An 18,070-nucleotide genomic window follows, 5' to 3' on the forward strand; every position below is an offset into this window, starting at 1 on the left:
ACCTGCAATCAATGCCTTGCCTAAACACGTGTAAATTCTTGCTGAAATCGAGCATCTTCAGGCTGATTGGGTATATATCAGTAAGACTTTTGACTAATTAAGGAGTGATTATGACAACCACAACACAAAAACTACTGGTCAACGGTAAAGACTTTACCCTTGATGCCGACCCAAATATGCCCGTTTTATGGGCTTTGCGTGACATCCTAGGTTTTACCGGTACCAAGTTTGGTTGCGGCGCGGGCTTATGTGGTGCGTGTACTATCCACGTAGATGGCAGCCCCATGCGCGGTTGTTTAACCAGTCTTAAGCAAGTACAGGGCAAACAAGTTACCACCATTGAAGGTCTAGAGGCTCAAAAACTCAAGGATGCGTGGTTACAGCACAATGTGCCTCAATGTGGCTTCTGTCAGGCAGGGCAATTAATGTCTGCTGCTGCACTGTTAAAAACCACGGCTAAGCCTACCGACGCACAAATTGATGATGCGATGTCGGGCAATATTTGTCGTTGTGGGACTTATCCTCGCATCAAAGCGGCGATCAAATCAGTGACGGAGGCATAATCATGACGACATTTACCGCAGTTGAAAATATCAGCCGTCGTAACGTGCTTAAATTGTTTGGTGCCGTTGGCGGTGGTTTAGTCCTTGGTAGTACCAGTTTGGCCTGGAGCCCAATGGCGCTAGCGCAAGACAAGCAAGCCACGATGAATTTGTTTGTTGCCATTGGCGAAGACGACAAGGTGTATTTAACATGCCATCGCTCTGAAATGGGCCAGGGTATTCGTACCGGTATTCCACAAGTATTGGCCGATGAATTAGAAGCCGATTGGGACAAAATTGTTGTTGTTCAAGGCTTAGGCGACAAAGCTTACGGCGATCAAAATACTGATGGTAGCCGAAGCATTCGTAAGCAATATCACAAAATGCGTCAAATGGGCGCCATGGCCAGAACCATGCTTGAGCAAGCAGCGGCCAATAAATGGAATGTGCCGTTAACTGAGGTGTATGCTAAGCAAAATCGCGTGTATCACAAAGGTTCTAGCAAAAGCTTACGTTTTGGCGAGTTAGCAGTAGCAGCATCGGCCATTAACGTGCCAGATGTTGAAACACTGACCTTCAAGCCAGACAGTGAATTTAATTTTATTGGTAAGCCCAAAACTATCGTTGATATGGATGACATATTAGCGGGTACAGCTATGTTTGGTTATGACATTAAAGTTGACGGCATGGTGTATGCCAGCATCACTCGCCCGCCTGTACTTGGCAGCGATGTGGCCACTTTAGATGATAGCGCGGCACGTAAAGTCGCGGGCGTGTTGGATATTATTCAATTACCGGTACCTAAAGGCGCACCCTTATTTCAGGCTTTGGGCGGTGTGGCCGTTATTGCCAGCAACACCTGGAGTGCGATGGAAGGGCGTAAAGCGCTGAAAATCACCTGGACAAAATCTGTCAATGATAGCCACGATACCACTCAGTATTTGGCCGATTTAGTTGAACGAGTTAAACAGCCTGGCAAAGTGATGCGCCAGTTAGGTGCTAGCGTTGATTCATGGCCTGCAGAGTCGACAATTAATGCGGTTTATACTGTGCCGTATTTAGCTCATGCCATGATGGAGCCGCCCGTGGCCACCGCGAGTGTGACCGCGGACGGATGCGAAATTTGGGCATCAACTCAAACCCCACAAAGCACTCAGAAAAATGTCGCCGCTGTACTTGGTCTTGCTGAAGAAAAAGTGAAAGTGAATGTGACACTGTTAGGTGGCGGATTTGGACGTAAATCCAAACCCGATTTTAGCGTAGAAGCGGCCATGTTATCCCAAAAGCTTAATAAGCCGGTTAAAGTGTCGTGGACCCGAGAAGATGAAATACAAAATGGTTATTACCATGCGATTAGTGCGCAATTTTATCAGGCTAAGCTCGATAACAGCAATCAACCTCAAGCCATATTAGCCCGTACTGGGTTTCCATCTATTAGTTCTACTTTTGCTGAAGGGGTCGATTTACCCTCTGCTGGTGAACTTGATTTAGGCTTTGTTGATGTGCCATTAGCGTTGCCACAAATACAGCTCGAAGCAGTAAAAGCTACCGCCCATACTCGTATTGGTTGGATGCGTTCGGTGTGTAATATTCAGCACGCGTTTGGCATTGGCAGTTTTGTGGATGAATTGGCCGTTAAAGCCAATAAGCCTTGCCTGCAAATGTGGCGTGAAATGCTCGGTGAAGCCAGAAAAGAAACCTTAGCAGATCAAGGTTTCGAGTACGGTAATTACGGCGAAACACTTGAAGACCATCCTATTGATGTTGGCCGTTATCATAATGTGCTAGATATCATGGAGGCCAAACTGGCTAAGCAAGCTCCACTGTTGAAAAATCAAGGTTGGGGTTTTGCTATTCATCGCAGTTTTACAACTTATGTAGCCGTAGCAACGTTAGTGGAAGTGAAAGATGACAACCTTAAAGTGCTTAAAAGTATCGCCGCGATTGATGCAGGTTTAGTGGTAAATCCAGACCGATTGAAGTCGCAAACAGAAGGGGCGATTATTTTCGGCTTAAGTTTAGCCATGATGGGTGAAATTAGCTTTAAAGATGGCCAGGTGCAGCAATCGAACTTTCATGATTATCCATTACTGCGTTTTCCACAAAGCCCTGAAATAGAAGTCATTCATATCCAGTCTACTGCTAACCCTGCCGGTGTCGGTGAGCCTGGTGTTCCGCCTGTTGCGCCAAGCTTAACCAATGCAATATTTGCCGCTACTGGCAAAAGGTATCGTGATTTACCGCTAAACAAGGTGTTATCGGTATAAGTTTAATCGATAAAAATTGTGAGCGTTAGCACTTAAGTTTTACACGCTTAAGTCGATAATAATAAAGCTAAATGCCTAAGTGTGTTGCACTTAGGCATTTTATTTTTTTAGCCGCTGTTCATCATTGAACAGATTCACTCAGCTATACTATTTATGTTTGATATAAATTGCCTTAGGAAGCGTAAAGATGAAGCAAATCCAGTTTAGAAAGATTGACGCAATCATGATTAAGTTCAGCCTAAACGGCAAATTTTGGATAGTGTGTTCAATGGTCGCTGCGATAACCAGCGTAATTGCACTACTCAATTATCAACAAGCGAACGATTTTATCGCACAGGCATCTCAAGAGAGAGTGAAAGCCAGTGTGCAAAGTTTTGCGACAGTGGCTAATAATCAAAGTTTAGCTGACGCGCAGCTGCAACAATTTGCTTCAGATAACCAATTGCAAGTCTCTGCGCGTGATAATACCGGGCGTAATGGCGATACCGTAATAGCGTCAGCCAATGTCGGTAATCAATATTTAAGCCAAAGCCAGAATGTGACGCCATGGGAGCAAGATGCAAAAGACGATGCTCAGTTTATGTTGATCATTGCATTAGTGGGTTTGTTGCCTTTGTTTCAACTCAGTTACTGGATTTCAACCTCATTAGGTGGCGGCCTGTGGGAAATGTACATGGCCATCAAGCGTTTGGCCGATGGTGACTTAAGCTTTAGGCTTAACTTTTTTGGCACTGATGATTTCAGTTTAATCGCAACCGACATTGACCGCTGCGCTGATAACATGAGTGAAATGGTTAAGGCCATTCGCGATAATGCTCGCACCTTGTCTGCTGCGGCTGATGAGTTTAATAGTCAGGCGAACACCAATAAAGATCTTATCGACCAACAACATCATTTTTTAGATGCGGTATCTCATGCGATGGAGCAAATGACTTCTGCCATTGCTGATGTGTCGCATCATGCCGGTGAAACCTCATCGCATACCCAACAAAATGCTAAGCAAATGGACCAAAGTCAGCACAAAATTGCCGATGCAGTGCAAAGGGTTCGCTATTTATCAGAACGAATTGCAGAATCATTTTCGTCGGTTGAGCAATTGTCTCGTGATGCCACCCAAATTAATGATGCGGTGACCACTATTGAAAGCATATCGCAGCAAACCAATCTGTTAGCACTGAATGCAGCGATTGAAGCGGCAAGGGCAGGCGAACAAGGTCGAGGCTTTGCGGTAGTGGCAGATGAAGTGCGTACGTTAGCGGGCCGAACTCAAGAAGCGACAGTGCAAATTCAAAAAATGATTGAAGGCCTACAAAAAGGCACTAAAAATCTTACCGGCATTACCAATGTGATAGTTGAGCAAGCTGATCAAGGCAGCGCCAGCATTAAAGCCGTGGGTGATGATATTACTCAAATGGCAGGGTCGATTAACTCGGTATTTGATATGAGCAGCCAAATTGCCGCTTCTGCTGAGCAGCAAAGCATGTCTGCTGGGGATATTTCATCGCAAATTAATCATATTCGTCAACAATCTGAAATCATCAGCAACACCGCAAAACAGTCTAGCGTGTTAGCAAAAGAGCTCAATGACTCATCAAAAGGATTAGCTGCAATGCTAAGCCAATATAAAATTTAAGATGGGTGAAATAAAACAGCTTTTGGTGAGGTCTTGTAGAGGTACTTAGGCAATATTGCTGATTAACATGCTAACAATAGGAGTGTAGATGATTGGTGTAAGCCGAAATCGTGACAAGAAAAAGATGAGCTTAAGGTCGCTGCTAAGTCTAACCACTTTGCTGTTATTGACTCAACTCGCCAGTCAATTATTTGCTCAAAGTGTCAGCGCTCAGGAGTTTTTGATACTTAATCAACAAGGCCAGGCTGCGGTCAATGTGGTGGTGTATTTACAACCCAACAACGCGGATAATCGGGTAGTAACAGCGCAGCCTGCCAAAGCTGAAGTGCATCAAAAAGACAAACAGTTTTCACCTTATATTACCGTGGTGCAAAAAGGCCAAGAGGTCGCTTTTGTTAATGAAGATGATATAACCCATCATATTTATTCTGCATTAGGCCCGAAACGATTTTCATTTAAGTTGCGCCACGAACAAGCGCAACAGTTAATCATGTTTGAAACAGCGGGTCATGTGTCGATGGGCTGTAATATTCATGACTGGATGTCGGGACATTTGCTGGTGGTTGATACACCGTTTTATGCCATCACAGATAACCAAGGCAAAGTAGTGTTTAACGCATTACCTGAAGATGACTTTACTGTGAGTGTCTGGCACCCGCAATTAAAGCTTAACGATAACCAGCAATTACAGACGTTTCATTTACCGAATAAGCAGCCAATAGTGATCACTTTAGAGGCTGAATTTGATAGTATTCCTCAACAACAAAGTTTAGATGAATTTGAATTCCTAGAAGGATACTAATATTGGTATTGTTTAATCGTCTGCAGACACGGATTTTTGCGTTTTTTGTACTGGTTATTATTGCGGTACTGGCCTTGTCTTTCTGGCTGTCATATCAATCCAATCAACGCCTCGAACAGCAATATGTCGCTAACCAACTCGAGGTGGCAAGTTTAGTCTTTGAGTCACAATACGATAATCGTAACTATTATTTGGCGGCATTTGCATCTACTGCGGCTAAAGACTTTGCTTTAAAAGATATTTTTATCGATGGTGATAACCGCAGTTTTTTAGTGGCACTCAATAATCATCGTGGCCGTATCAACGCTTCACTCGCGATGGCTGTGTCGGGTGACGGTAAAGTGATTGGCCAATTGGTGGCCTCACAAGATGAACTCGGTCAAGAAGTGGTGGCGCTTGGTTCGGAACAACATGCACCTTTTCGTTATAAACTCGACACTGAGTTTGATCAAATAAGTCCTTTCTATCTGCTCGATGACAAATTATATCAAATTAAGTTTTCCCCGCTAACCAGTGGTGGAAATAGTGTGATTGGCTGGGTGGGTTTTGGTTTTCTCATTGGCGATTCACTAGCAAACTCTCTGCAAAAACTCACCGGATTAAACAGCGGTTTTATGTTGTTAGAAAAAGAGGTGATTACCCCAGTGGGTCACTCTGGTTTTCCGCTCGAGCGCCATGAAACGCAATTAGTGACCCAATATATTGTTGCAGACCAAGCAGACAGCGACTTTATTTTATGGAAACAATTTTTAGGTCATGTAGATGATAAATCCTTGCATGCTTATATGTATAAGTCGCGTTCAGATTTATTAGCATCAATCGAATCTCAGTGGTTACAGCAAGTGGCGGTGTTATTGTTAATGTTACCGGTATCATTGCTGTTGGCATTTTGGATTTCGGGCAGTATTACCCGGCCAATTAAACAATTAATAGAACAAGCCCGCTTTATCGCCAAAGGCAATTACCATTCTCATGTGAGCGTAGATTCAAGCGTTGAGTTACAACAACTCGCCAGTGAATTTACCTCGATGCAACAAGCTATTGTGGCCCGTGAAAAAGCCATTGAACATCAGGCGTTTCATGATCCGCTCACCAATTTAGCCAATCGTAACCATTTACAACGAGTCTGTGAGCCTTGGCTCGTTGAAGGTTCAACCATGGCGATTTGTTTAATCAATATCCGCCGCATGACCGAGGTGAATGTCACGTTAGGCCATGCTGTTGGCGATGAAGTGATTAAAGAGGTGGCTAAGCGGCTTTGTCATATCAACCCGAACGCCTTGGCGTGTCGTTTGTCTGGCGATGAGTTTGTGTTGGCGTTTAAAGAATATGAACATGAATCATTTGAAGTGTTCTTGACTATGTTACAAGCAAAAATTGGCCAAGATTATCACTACCAAGATATTTTACTGCATTTACAATTTACCGCAGGAGTCAGCTTTTATCAGCCGGGTATTGATATTGTGACCTTGTTACGCCAGGCCGATACCGCGTTGCAACACGCTAAAATGAATAAGCGTGATTATCAAATTTATGATGCCAATATAGATAAAAATAGCATTGAGCGTTTTCAATTAATTAACGAATTAAAAGTCGCTATTGAGCAAAATCAATTGGTGCTTTATTACCAGCCGAAACTGAATTTAGCGAAACAAAAAATTACTCACGTTGAAGCATTAGTGCGCTGGAACCATCCTGCTCGAGGGATTATTCCGCCAGATACGTTTATTCCTATTGCTGAAAAAACCATGCAAATGGATGCTTTGACTCGTTGGGTTATTACCGAGGCTATGGCGCAATATCATCGTTGGCAAGCACAAGGTATAGACATGTGCATAGCGGTGAATATTTCAGCCGAAAATTTAAAAGATGAGCAGTTTTGCTACTGGGTGATCGATACCTTGGCACAACATAATGTCCCAGTGTCGGCGATGACGCTTGAGATCACCGAAGATGCCGTGGTGTCAGACCCTGATCTGGCGGTTAAGCAACTGACTTTATTGCGTCAAAATGGCTTAACCTTGTCTATTGATGATTATGGCACGGGCTATTCATCATTAGCGCAATTAAAACAATTACCTGTCGATGAACTCAAAATTGATAAGTCATTTGTGCAAAAGTTACTGCAGACAAATGCAGACCAAATTATTGTGCAATCAACCTTACAATTAGCCCATAACCTTGGCCTTAAAGTCGTTGCAGAAGGTATTGAAGATAAAGAAACCTTACAATGGCTCACTGAGCGCGGCTGTGAAATGGGCCAGGGCTTTTATTTGTCACGGCCGCTGCCAGAGTTTCAGTTTAACGATTGGTTAAGCCAGTCTGCTTATGTATAGGAGTGATGATTATTGACCGTTTAATATTTCGCTGTATCTGTTTATCGGTGTTAACTGTTCACTCAAGCGCCCAGTCGATGGAGTGGAGTGAGGTTGAGCATCATGTCAGTGGCGTAGTTGATACTCGAATAGGGTATGCCGACAGCAGCGATTCATATTTAAGCGGCGGGCTAGGTAAATTTAGTGCCAATAATGGTTCGCAGATAGCGTTGTCGCAATTAGGACTCGGTTATCAGACGCAATGGGGCGACGCGTGGTCTAGTCGTATTGTCGCGAATGGCTATATTGATGGCATCAATAATGGCCTTGGTTTAACCGAGGCACTAGTGCGTTATCGCGACATTCCAAGCGAGTCGGGTATTCGTCTCGATGTTGAATTTGGCTTAATGTATCCCAAAATATCATTAGAAAACGTCGCCACCGCGTGGGCATCGCCTTATAGCTTAACCTATTCGACCATTAACAGTTGGCTTGCTGAAGAAGTCCGGCATATTGGTTTATCAACCACGATAGAGTCTTTAGGCAAATACCGTCAATCGGCGCATGACTTTTCATTAACCGCCGAAGCGTTTATGTTTAATGACACCACGGGAGCCATGCTCGCGTGGCATGGTTGGACGCAAACATCGAGGCAGACTCTTCTACAAGAAACCCTTCCTATTACGACCATACCCGCAATGCAACCTGACGGTATGCTCGCAGAGCAAGCGGCCAACTCAGATCCCTTTACCGAACTTGATGACCGTATTGGTGCCCATGTTGTGGCTAAGTGGACGTGGCGAAATAAAGGTAGCGTACAGGCTGGATACTATGACAATAACGCCAACACGCTTATTGTGAAGCAAGGGCAATATGTGTGGTTAACCCAATTTGGTCATATAGGTGCCAAATGGTTGTTACCCAATGGCGTTAGCTTCATCAGTCAGTATATGCAAGGCAATACCTTAATGACCAATACCGACGGTTTGCCTGTGGTCGATAATGATTTTCACTCGGGTTATGTCATGGTGAGTAAACGTTGGTCGCAGCACCGTGTAAGCTTGCGTGTAGAAGACTTTTCAGTGACAGATAACGACGATACCCCAGAGGATGATAACAACGAGGATGGTCAGTCGTTGACTGTGGCTTATCAATATCAGCTGGATAAACCCTGGTTTATTCAACTTGAATACAATGTCATTGATTCGACTCGCCCAGCCAGGCGTTATATCAATCAACCTATCGATCAGGTTGAGCAGCAATGGCAAGTTTCCAGCCGCTACTTTTTTTAGGTCCAATAAAAAATGCTACACCAATAATGGCGTAGCATTTTTTGTTGAATAAGCTCTAGCTAGACTGTCTGAGTCACAAGACTGCTTAACTTAATGTGGTCCAGATTGGCGCATGATCAGACGGCTTTTCAATACCGCGTAAATCATAATCCACATCAGATTCAACAAGGCGAGCTACCATAGGTTGAGTGACTAAAATAACATCAATGCGCAGACCGCGGTTATCATCAAAACCTTTGCTGCGATAATCAAACCACGAATAACGCTCAGTGCGAGTTGGGTGTAAATGACGGAAACTGTCAACAAATCCCCATTGCTGCAGACGCGCTAACCATTCACGCTCTTCAGGCTGAAAGCTGCATTTACCGCTTTTTAACCAACGCTTTGCATTCACATCGCCAATGCCGATATCTAAATCAGTGGGTGAAATATTAATATCACCAATAATCGCGATGTCTTCATCTGCTTGATGGTGCTTTTCTAGGTGCAGCATCAAATCTTGATAAAACTTACGCTTAGCAGGGTATTTTGTTTCGTGATGAATGCTTTCACCCTGCGGGAAATAACCATTGAACACGGTTAACGTACGGCCATTATCTTGCTTGAATTTACCAATGATTAAGCGGCGCTGGGCATCTTCATCGTCGGTTTCAAAGCCTTTAATAATGTTAAGCGGCTCTGCTTTTGACAACATCGCCACACCATAATGAGCTTTGCCACCATGATAATGCACCTTGTAACCCATGGCTTCAACATCGGCCAGTGGAAAAGCCTCGTCGTGCACTTTGGTTTCTTGTAGGCCAATAATATCAGGCGAGTGACTGTCGATAAGCGCTTGCAATTGATGCAAGCGTGCGCGAAGACCGTTAATGTTAAATGAGACAATCTTCATTAAGGCAATACTCGCTTAAATGGCTTAACGATAACGCTTTTGTAAACACCCGCGGCAATATAAGGATCAACATCGGCCCAGGCTTGTGCTGCTTCTAAAGACGGGAACTCAGCAACCACCAGTGAACCGGTAAAGCCTGCTTCACCTGGGTTTTCATTGTCAATCGCTGGATGCGGTCCAGCCGTTAATAAGCGACCTTCATCAGCTAGAGCTTGTAAGCGAGCTAAATGGTCTGCACGAACTGATAAACGCTTTTCTAGGCTATTTTCTACGTCTTGAGATGAAATCATGTACCACATATTGACGGCTTCCTTGTTGAAATACGAATTGATGATCACTGACCATCTTCTGGTTTAATCGGCTCTTCTTGCATATTTTTATAAAGATATACAACGGTAATGACAGTATTCATTAACGTGAGGGCGGTGAGGCCAAACACTTTGAAGTTCACCCATGTTTCAAGTGGTAAACTAAAGGCAACATAAATATTGGCAATGCCACATAATACAAAAAAACTGACCCAATACCATGTGACCTGAGTCCAGATTTTGTCGTCTACGGTCATTTCTTTTCCTAACATGCTTTTCAGCGCAGGTTTTCCCATGACTTGTGACACAATTAATCCAATCGCAAATAAAGCGTAAACGATGGTGACTTTCCATTTGATGAAGGCGTCATCATGGAAAAATAAGGTTAACGACCCAAATACGGTCACCATTGCAAAGGTGGCTAGGTGCATCTTTTCAATGTGTTTATACAATAAATAGGTGACGACCAATTGAATAGCCGTTGCCGCGATTAATACGCCCGTTGCGGTGTAAATATCGTAAAACTTATACACGGCAAAAAAGATCACTAAAGGTAAAAAATCTAACAGTTGCTTCATAAATATCTCAGGCAAGGAAAAAGGAGAACGATTGTCGCTAGTTTATTAATGGCAGATTGTACATGACGGGCAGATTTTTTTGAACCATTACACAAGGAGGATTAGGTGAATCTCTCTTCATACTCATCTCATGAGGTAACGGTGATGTTCAACGCTCATTATGCCTCGTTAGATCTTGTCTAAATATGACAACATGGATGCATAAGTTAGAGTCAGGTTAGGAGCTCCACTATCAACCTTTCCATTCGCCTCACTATTAATACCAATTCCATTAATTATGTGACCAATCAGAGTCACTCAGACTGTTCAGTTTGAGGCGCATTGTTGTAATAATGGTTATTCCCTTCTAAGACGATGCAACAAAGAAATGAACGGTCTGAGTGCCTCCTGCAAGGCGGGTTTCTGTGCCTTCTATGCTGCATAATAGCATTTTGACGTAGAGCAACTATGCCTACAATTCTATTATTTGCCTAGAAGGCACAGAACTCCCGCTGAATGACCAGATAATTAATGGAATTGGTATAATTTAACTGTTCGTTTCACATCTGCCTTACCGACAGCACGTGGCACGCTAGCTGATAAATCACATTATCGTTATTTGCAGTCTGCATAATAAAAATCAGGAATACCGAGGTACTCCTGATTTTTTAAAACGCGTACAACTGGGCGTAAACGGTTACGTTAAGTTGCCGCTTTCATCGCGTGGGTAAATTCAGCAAGCTTAGCCAACAGTGTGGCCTCGTCATGTTGATGCGCTTCAATGATTTTTACCACAGCAGACCCTGAAATTGCACCAGCAGCACCCGCGCTGATAGCGGCACGCACTTGCTCAGGCTCTGCAATACCAAAACCGAGCAACGGCGGTGGGGCATTAAATTCAGCAAGCTGGGCTAAAATATTTTCAATTGGTTGGCCTGCTTTTGATTCAGTACCCGTTACGCCCGCGCGTGATAGCAAATAGGTGTAACCTTCGCCGCGCTCACTCACCAGTTTTAACGTGTCGGCGTCGGCATTAGGCGGAGCAATAAAAATCGGTGCTATGCCATGTGCTTTAGCCGCTTGACTAAAAGGTGCTGACTCTTCAACGGGCACGTCGGCAATTAATACTGAATCAACGCCAGCAGCTTCTGCTTTGGCGTAAAATGCATCAATACCATTAGCAAATACAAGATTGGCGTACAGTAATAATCCAATAGGTAAATCTGGATGTTGTGCACGGACTTTGGCGATTAGCTCAAAGCAATCATCAGGTTTAGTGCCTGCGGCTAATGAACGTAAATTTGCGCCTTGAATGACGGGCCCGTCAGCAAGTGGGTCTGAAAACGGAAAGCCTAATTCAAGGGCGTCTGCGCCGCTATCTACCAAGGTTTGAATAATTTTTAATGACAACTCAAGGCCAGGGTCGCCAATGGTGACAAACGGAACGAACGCGCCTTTTTGTTGGGCTTTAAGGGCTGCAAATGTTGCCTGATAACGGTTACTCATTGCCGCTCTCCTTTTGTTTGGCTTCTAGAATATCTGCCACGGTGAAAATATCTTTATCACCACGTCCCGATAAGTTAACCACGAGTATCGTTTCTTTGGTGGCTTCTCTTGCCATACGAACGGCATACGCCAGTGCGTGAGCTGATTCTAATGCAGGAATAATCCCTTCGCAGCGTGCCAAAGTTTGGAACATTTCTAGCGCTTCATCATCGGTGGCTGACTCGTAACGAGCACGGCCAATGGCGTTTAAATGCGCATGCTGTGGTCCCACTGACGGGAAATCAAGCCCTGCAGACACTGAATACGATTCTTCAATTTGGCCTGAACTGTCTTGCATTAACGGTGACTTCATACCAAAGAATATACCGGTCTTACCGTGCTTAAGCGGCGCGCCGTGCATTGGGGTGTCGATGCCTTTGCCGGCAGGTTCTACACCAATCAACTCAACTGATGGCTCGTCAATAAAGTCTGCAAACATGCCAATGGCGTTTGAGCCTCCACCGACACAGGCGATAACGGCATCTGGCAAGCGGCCTTCTTTTTCAAGAATTTGCTTTTTAGTTTCTTCGCCAATCATACGCTGGAACTCACGCACAATTGTTGGGAATGGGTGTGGACCCGCGGCGGTACCTAATAAGTAATGGGCTTTGTCGTAGCTGGCAGACCAGTCGCGCATGGCTTCGTTACAGGCATCTTTTAGGGTTGATGAGCCAGAGGTAACAGGGATAACTTCAGCGCCCATTAGCTTCATGCGAAATACGTTTGGCGACTGGCGTTCAATGTCTTTCGCGCCCATGTAGACTTTACACTTTAAACCTAAGAGCGCGCAGGCTAGGGCGGTTGCGACACCGTGTTGACCTGCGCCGGTTTCAGCAATAATTTCTTTTTTACCCATGCGTTTAGCCAATAATGCCTGGCCTAATACCTGGTTAGTCTTGTGCGCGCCGCCGTGGAGTAAGTCTTCACGCTTGAGGTAAATTTTTACCATTGGGTTCGGACTTAAGTTACGAGTTAAGGTCAATGCTGTTGGGCGACCCGCATAGTTCTTCAATAAGTCGGTAAATTCAGCTTGAAAGCTTTCGTCTTGCTGCGCGTCAACAAAGGCGGATTCAAGTTGCTTTAATGCTGGCACTAGAATTTGTGGTACGTACATACCACCGTATTCGCCGAAATAAGGGTTAAGCTTGAGCTCGGTCATAAATGTTCCCTTCGAGTAATCGTATTATCGCTAAAAATTGTGTCGTAATGTGCAAACTAGTTACGGCGTAATTGGGTGAATGCTTCAATCAGTTTTTGATGGTCTTTATGGCCAGGTGCTGATTCTACACCAGAGTTGATGTCTACCCCATAAAAGCCTTGCTGGCTGGCGCGGTAAACGTTATCTGGTGTTAAGCCGCCGGCCAACATGGCATCGGCTTTATTGTCGATGTCAGCTTGCCAGTTAAACGTATGGCCTGTGCCGCCAAATTGCTCGGCCGATTTGCTGTCATACAAATATCGGTCAGCACCTTGCGGTTTGTTTGCCACTGCACCGGTTTGACTGTCGATAGCAACCGCTTTCCAAATTTGTGTGCTGAGCTGCTTTTGCGACAACAGTGCGCGCAGGGCATCAATTTCAAGTTCAGTTTCATTGCCGTGTAATTGCACTGCAAATAGCTTGAGTGTTTGCGCTAAACTGGCAATGGTTTCAACCTGTTCGTTAACAAACACCCCGACCATATTAAGTGCGATGTGTTGTTGCTGCATTTGGGCAATGAGTTCGGCGGCGGTTTCTGCGCTGACGGCTCGTGGCGATTTAGGATGGAAGATTAATCCGCCAAATACGGCCCCCGCCTCAGCTGCGGCTGCAATGTCATCAATACGCGTTAAACCACAGACTTTGTTATTGCCATAAATCAATTGTCTGCAAGCCAGGTCAATATCATCTTGTGCCATGATTGAACTGCCAACAAGGTAGCCATCCACTAACGGGTTAAGGCGACGTGTTTGCTGGTGGTTATAAATGCCTGATTCACTAATCACCACGCGATCCGCTGGGATTTGCGGCGCTAAAAGTTCGGTGGTGGCTAAATCGGTGCTTAAGTCGCGCAGGTTGCGATTATTAATACCAATAATCGGCGCATTAAGATCAATCGCGCGTATGAGTTCTGGCTGATTACTGACTTCCGTTAAAGTATCGAGTTGATACTTAGCGGCTTCGTCGGCGAGTAGGCGATATTGCTTATCGTCGAGCACCGACAGCATTAATAAAATGGCATCAGCGCCTTGATGGGCAGCAAGCTTCACTTGATATGGGTCGACAAAGAAATCTTTACAGATGATAGGTTGAGTCACTCGAGCGCGAACCTGCGGAATGTAATCCATGTCGCCTTGGAAGAATTCTTCATCTGTTAACACCGAAATACCCGCAGCATAATGATTGTAAATATCGGCAATGGCTTCGACGTTAAAATCGGGGCGGATAAGTCCTTTAGACGGACTGGCTTTTTTACATTCTAAAATAAACTGTGCATTTGGCGCTTTAAGCGCCGCGTATAAACTGCGATCTGATATTTTAGGCTGCAAACTGGCTTCAGGAAAGCGCAGTTTAAGGGCAGCAATATGGGCAACTTTAGTATCAACAATGCGTGTTAATACATTACTTTCTGGGTTACTCATTGTTTTCTCCAGCTTGGCTAGCAGCGGCTAAATCGGTTAAAAGTGTGTAGGCTTTGCCTGTGGCTAAGGTGGCTAACGCGAGCTGTGTGCCTTGTGCAACAGAGTCGCAAATTCCACTGACATAAAGGGCGCAACCCGCATTGATGGCCACCGCATCACGATGGGCGCTCTGGCCTTGTCCTTGTAAAATGGCTTGAGTAATCAGCGCATTGTCACTAGGCTCGCCGCCGGTTAGCGCGGTGATATCAGCACGCGTGACCCCAAGGTCTTCTGGCGTGAGCTGATAAGTACGTACCGCGCCGTCTTTTAGTTCTGCTACATGAGTAATGTCATGTAATGCCACTTCATCTAAGCCGCTACCATACACAACCATGGCGCGTTTTACCCCAAGCGCATTGAGCACTTGAGCAATCGGTTCAATCAATTCGAGCGAGTAAACCCCAAGTAGCATTGACTCAGGCTTAGCTGGATTAATTAATGGCCCAAGCACGTTGAAAATAGTGCGGGTTTTTAATGCTGCTCTAACCGGTACCGCATGTTTTACACCACCATGATAGTGCGGTGCAAATAAGAAACATAATCCAAGATCATCCAAACATTGGCTTGCGGCTTCTGGTGCCATCGTGAGCGCGATACCACAATGAGACAGCAAATCAGATGAGCCCGATTTACTCGACACACTGCGGTTGCCGTGTTTGGCCACTTTAGCGCCAGCAGCTGCGGCTACAAACGCTGCAGTAGTAGAAATATTAATGGTGTTATAACCATCACCGCCAGTACCGACAATATCGACAATCCCAGTCTCTATCGATGCTTTAGAGCGAGGGAACGCCTTAGCAGCGTGTCTTAATGCATCTGCTGCACCGGTGATTTCGTCAATGGTTTCGCCGCGCATTTTAAGAGCCACTAACATTCCAGCCATAGTGGCCGGTTCCATGTCACCTTGAATAATGGTGCTAAACAACGTTGATGTTTGTTCACGGCTGAGGTGTTGACCTTGATAGAGTTGGTCGAATAAAGGTTGTAAATTAGCCATTATGCGCCTCCTGTTGCCGTATTGTCTTGGGTTAAATAAGCCAGTGTTTGCGTTAACAATTGGCTACCCAAGGTGGTTAAAATTGACTCTGGATGAAACTGAAATCCAATAGCTTGATGTTGTGGGTGTAATATTGCCATCGGCATGTCATCTGTCGTGGCGATAACCTCGAGGCAATCCGGCACGCGAGTGGCCACTAAGCTGTGGTAACGGGCAACAGGCAGCGGAGACGGTAAGTTAGCAAACACGCCCTGGCCGTTGTGAAACGTTGGGCTGGCTTTGCCGTGTACTACAAAGGGGGCGCGCTCAACTTTACCGCCGTAATATTCCGCCATCGCCTGATGACCTAAACAAATGCCTAGCATAGGCACTTTGCCGGCAACCTTACCGATAAGTTCCATCATGCAGCCTGCTTCGTGTGGCGCGCCAGGTCCTGGTGATAGTACTAAGGCCGCTTTGCCCGTTTCATTAATCAGTTTTTCAGCCAAATAATCGGCGCTAACATCGTTACGATAAATCAATACTTCACAGCCTAAACTGCGGAATTGATCAACGAGGTTGTAGGTAAACGAGTCGAAGTTATCGAGTAAGTATAATTTCATTTTAGCGCTCGCTAATGGGTTCGTGTTGCTCATAGGCCACCTCCCATTTTAATGGCAGAAATCACCGCCTGGGCTTTTTGACGAGTTTCATCGGCTTCGGCTTGTGGGTCTGAGTCAAACACTACGCCTGCACCGGCTTGAATGTAAGCAACGTCATTTTTAACAAACGCTGAACGGATAACAATGCAGGTATCCATGTCACCTAAACCGTTAACATAGCCTACAGCGCCACCATAACTGCCACGACGAGCTTGTTCTGCTTCACGCACCAATTGCGATGCACGTACTTTGGGCGCACCCACTAGGGTGCCCATGTTCATACAGGCTTGATAAGCGTGCAGGGCATCTAAATCACTGCGTAACTGGCCAGTAACACGACTCACAAGGTGCATTACGTGTGAGTAACGGTCAACTTTAAGTAATTCGGCCACTTTACGGCTACCGCTTTGGCTAATACGGGCAATGTCGTTACGGGCTAAGTCGACCAGCATTAAATGCTCAGACAACTCTTTTTTGTCTAAACGCAGCTCAAGTTCGATACGGCTGTCTAAATCAAAGTCGATTTCGCCTTGGGCGTTTTTACCGCGCTGACGAGTCCCGGCAATCGGATACACTTCTACCTGATTGCTTGCAGCATCGTATTTCAAGGCACTTTCTGGTGATGCACCAAATAAGGTGAAATCCGGGCCGCGGAAATAAAACATGTACGGGCTAGGATTCGTAAGTCTTAGCGCGCGGTATGCTCCTAATGTATTAGGGCAAGGCAAGCTGAAACAACGAGACGGCACGACCTGGAAAATATCGCCAGCAACAATATGTTCCTTTAAATCAATGACCGTTTTTTTGAATTGCTCGTCGCTGATGTTCACTTCAGCCTCAGCGTCAATCGGTGCTAATGCAGCGACATCGCCCAAAGTCTTACATTGCTGACTAACCGTGTCGATTTGTGTTTGCAGCTGCGCTTTAATGGCTGGGTCTTGATTAAATTGATGACTGACAATGTCAGCTTGCTGAGTTTGATGATCAATTAATATCAAGGTTTCAGCTAGATAGAACAAATAATCTGGGCAGTCGTTATTGGCATTAGGCGCAGAAGGAAGCGGCTCTACGGTGTCAATTAAGTCATATGCCAGTACGCCACCTAAAAATAAGTCTTCAAACTTAACTGCATGGTTAGTGTGAATGTGCTGTACAAACATCCGTAAACCATCAAGCGGTGAGGTCGATTTTAAGCGCGCATCTTCATCTTGTAACTCGGTGGCTTTTTGTAATGTAACGATTAATTGATTTGGCTGACGCTGTAAATCGGCGTGACTGAAGAACGTGGCAATCGGCTCTATTAAGCTCGCACCGTTTTCGGTTAATGCACTAAAAGTCAGTTGATAACCGTCACAGCGGATCATCATGGCGGCATGGGTTAACACGATGCTTTTAAGATGATCTTTACTTTCGACCTCCGCAGATTCTAGCAGCATAGTATGCGACGCATTTTGGGTAACATGCTGATACAGATTTAACGGATCAGTATGGTAGGTTAACGCTTGTTTTTGCGTGCTAACCTGAGCGAGTTGGTTTGGTGTGATCACTGTAGTCGTCACTATGCTGCCGCTCCTTGTGTATTAATGTTTATCATCTGGTCACCTTAACTGCTGTTTAACCC

Annotated in this window: 15 protein-coding genes; 6 read left to right on the forward strand and 9 right to left on the reverse strand. The window is 45.1% G+C overall.

Going from position 1 to position 18,070, the window contains the following annotated elements; translation table 11 throughout:
- Nucleotides 1–110: 110 nt before the first annotated feature.
- The 6 genes from AC19MV_RS11350 to AC19MV_RS11375 all read left to right on the forward strand — a co-directional run bounded on the left by AC19MV_RS11350 (nucleotide 111) and on the right by AC19MV_RS11375 (nucleotide 8,851).
- Nucleotides 111–563: a (2Fe-2S)-binding protein gene (locus tag AC19MV_RS11350; RefSeq protein WP_432401219.1), complete on the forward strand. Its 453-nt coding sequence runs from the start codon at nucleotides 111–113 to the stop codon at nucleotides 561–563.
- A 2-nt stretch (nucleotides 564–565) separates the two neighbouring features.
- Nucleotides 566–2,809, forward strand: a complete 2,244-nt coding sequence (locus AC19MV_RS11355) for a xanthine dehydrogenase family protein molybdopterin-binding subunit (protein WP_498307644.1) — start codon at nucleotides 566–568, stop codon at nucleotides 2,807–2,809.
- A gap of 187 nt (nucleotides 2,810–2,996) precedes the next feature.
- Nucleotides 2,997–4,442 carry a methyl-accepting chemotaxis protein gene (locus AC19MV_RS11360; protein ID WP_498307646.1) on the forward strand — a complete coding sequence of 482 codons (1,446 nt, stop codon included), beginning with the start codon at nucleotides 2,997–2,999 and terminating at the stop codon, nucleotides 4,440–4,442.
- A gap of 88 nt (nucleotides 4,443–4,530) precedes the next feature.
- The gene (locus AC19MV_RS11365; protein WP_498307648.1) at nucleotides 4,531–5,244 is read left to right on the forward strand and encodes a cupredoxin domain-containing protein; all 714 of its coding nucleotides are present in this window, start codon (nucleotides 4,531–4,533) and stop codon (nucleotides 5,242–5,244) included.
- Nucleotides 5,245–5,246: 2 nt separating this feature from the next.
- Nucleotides 5,247–7,580: a bifunctional diguanylate cyclase/phosphodiesterase gene (locus AC19MV_RS11370; RefSeq protein WP_498307650.1), complete on the forward strand. Its 2,334-nt coding sequence runs from the start codon at nucleotides 5,247–5,249 to the stop codon at nucleotides 7,578–7,580.
- 5 nt (nucleotides 7,581–7,585) lie between these two features.
- Nucleotides 7,586–8,851: a hypothetical protein gene (locus tag AC19MV_RS11375; RefSeq protein WP_498307652.1), complete on the forward strand. Its 1,266-nt coding sequence runs from the start codon at nucleotides 7,586–7,588 to the stop codon at nucleotides 8,849–8,851.
- Nucleotides 8,852–8,936: 85 nt separating this feature from the next.
- On the opposite strand, the gene xthA is transcribed toward AC19MV_RS11375, so the two are convergent.
- The 9 genes from xthA to AC19MV_RS11420 all read right to left on the reverse strand — a co-directional run bounded on the left by xthA (nucleotide 8,937) and on the right by AC19MV_RS11420 (nucleotide 18,011).
- A complete protein-coding gene (gene xthA / locus AC19MV_RS11380; protein ID WP_498307654.1) occupies nucleotides 8,937–9,743 on the reverse strand; it encodes an exodeoxyribonuclease III in 807 nt (268 codons plus the stop codon).
- Nucleotides 9,743–10,042 (reverse strand): YciI family protein, encoded by a 300-nt coding sequence (locus AC19MV_RS11385; RefSeq protein ID WP_432401205.1) that lies wholly within the window; start codon nucleotides 10,040–10,042, stop codon nucleotides 9,743–9,745. Before AC19MV_RS11385 ends, xthA begins: the two co-directional genes overlap by 1 nt.
- A 35-nt stretch (nucleotides 10,043–10,077) precedes the next feature.
- A complete protein-coding gene (locus AC19MV_RS11390) occupies nucleotides 10,078–10,629 on the reverse strand; it encodes a septation protein A (protein ID WP_498307656.1) in 552 nt (183 codons plus the stop codon).
- 681 nt (nucleotides 10,630–11,310) lie between these two features.
- A complete protein-coding gene (trpA, locus tag AC19MV_RS11395; RefSeq protein ID WP_498307658.1) occupies nucleotides 11,311–12,114 on the reverse strand; it encodes a tryptophan synthase subunit alpha in 804 nt (267 codons plus the stop codon).
- Nucleotides 12,107–13,312 carry a tryptophan synthase subunit beta gene (gene trpB / locus AC19MV_RS11400; RefSeq protein WP_498307660.1) on the reverse strand — a complete coding sequence of 402 codons (1,206 nt, stop codon included), beginning with the start codon at nucleotides 13,310–13,312 and terminating at the stop codon, nucleotides 12,107–12,109. Before trpB ends, trpA begins: the two co-directional genes overlap by 8 nt.
- 56 nt (nucleotides 13,313–13,368) lie before the next feature.
- A complete protein-coding gene (trpCF, locus tag AC19MV_RS11405) occupies nucleotides 13,369–14,772 on the reverse strand; it encodes a bifunctional indole-3-glycerol-phosphate synthase TrpC/phosphoribosylanthranilate isomerase TrpF (RefSeq protein ID WP_498307662.1) in 1,404 nt (467 codons plus the stop codon).
- Nucleotides 14,765–15,808 carry an anthranilate phosphoribosyltransferase gene (gene trpD / locus AC19MV_RS11410; RefSeq protein WP_498307664.1) on the reverse strand — a complete coding sequence of 348 codons (1,044 nt, stop codon included), beginning with the start codon at nucleotides 15,806–15,808 and terminating at the stop codon, nucleotides 14,765–14,767. The genes trpCF and trpD overlap by 8 nt, the downstream gene beginning before the upstream one ends.
- Complete coding sequence (locus AC19MV_RS11415; RefSeq protein ID WP_188957056.1) at nucleotides 15,808–16,410, reverse strand: aminodeoxychorismate/anthranilate synthase component II; 603 nt, start codon at nucleotides 16,408–16,410, stop codon at nucleotides 15,808–15,810. Before AC19MV_RS11415 ends, trpD begins: the two co-directional genes overlap by 1 nt.
- A gap of 29 nt (nucleotides 16,411–16,439) precedes the next feature.
- A complete protein-coding gene (locus AC19MV_RS11420) occupies nucleotides 16,440–18,011 on the reverse strand; it encodes an anthranilate synthase component 1 (RefSeq protein WP_498307787.1) in 1,572 nt (523 codons plus the stop codon).
- Nucleotides 18,012–18,070: the final 59 nt, after the last annotated feature.

Source organism: Shewanella sp. MF05913 (genome assembly GCF_059758095.1).

What these genes read in the sequence shown, in the direction of transcription:
- AC19MV_RS11350 (WP_432401219.1), top strand. Translation starts at nt 111, where the DNA reads ATGACAACCACAACACAAAAACTACTGGTCAACGGTAAAGACTTTACC.
- AC19MV_RS11355 (WP_498307644.1), top strand. Translation starts at nt 566, where the DNA reads ATGACGACATTTACCGCAGTTGAAAATATCAGCCGTCGTAACGTGCTT.
- AC19MV_RS11360 (WP_498307646.1), top strand. Translation starts at nt 2,997, where the DNA reads ATGAAGCAAATCCAGTTTAGAAAGATTGACGCAATCATGATTAAGTTC.
- AC19MV_RS11365 (WP_498307648.1), top strand. Translation starts at nt 4,531, where the DNA reads ATGATTGGTGTAAGCCGAAATCGTGACAAGAAAAAGATGAGCTTAAGG.
- AC19MV_RS11375 (WP_498307652.1), top strand. Translation starts at nt 7,586, where the DNA reads ATGATTATTGACCGTTTAATATTTCGCTGTATCTGTTTATCGGTGTTA.
- xthA (WP_498307654.1), bottom strand. Translation starts at nt 9,743, where the DNA reads ATGAAGATTGTCTCATTTAACATTAACGGTCTTCGCGCACGCTTGCAT.
- AC19MV_RS11385 (WP_432401205.1), bottom strand. Translation starts at nt 10,042, where the DNA reads ATGTGGTACATGATTTCATCTCAAGACGTAGAAAATAGCCTAGAAAAG.
- AC19MV_RS11390 (WP_498307656.1), bottom strand. Translation starts at nt 10,629, where the DNA reads ATGAAGCAACTGTTAGATTTTTTACCTTTAGTGATCTTTTTTGCCGTG.
- trpA (WP_498307658.1), bottom strand. Translation starts at nt 12,114, where the DNA reads ATGAGTAACCGTTATCAGGCAACATTTGCAGCCCTTAAAGCCCAACAA.
- trpB (WP_498307660.1), bottom strand. Translation starts at nt 13,312, where the DNA reads ATGACCGAGCTCAAGCTTAACCCTTATTTCGGCGAATACGGTGGTATG.
- trpCF (WP_498307662.1), bottom strand. Translation starts at nt 14,772, where the DNA reads ATGAGTAACCCAGAAAGTAATGTATTAACACGCATTGTTGATACTAAA.
- trpD (WP_498307664.1), bottom strand. Translation starts at nt 15,808, where the DNA reads ATGGCTAATTTACAACCTTTATTCGACCAACTCTATCAAGGTCAACAC.
- AC19MV_RS11415 (WP_188957056.1), bottom strand. Translation starts at nt 16,410, where the DNA reads ATGAAATTATACTTACTCGATAACTTCGACTCGTTTACCTACAACCTC.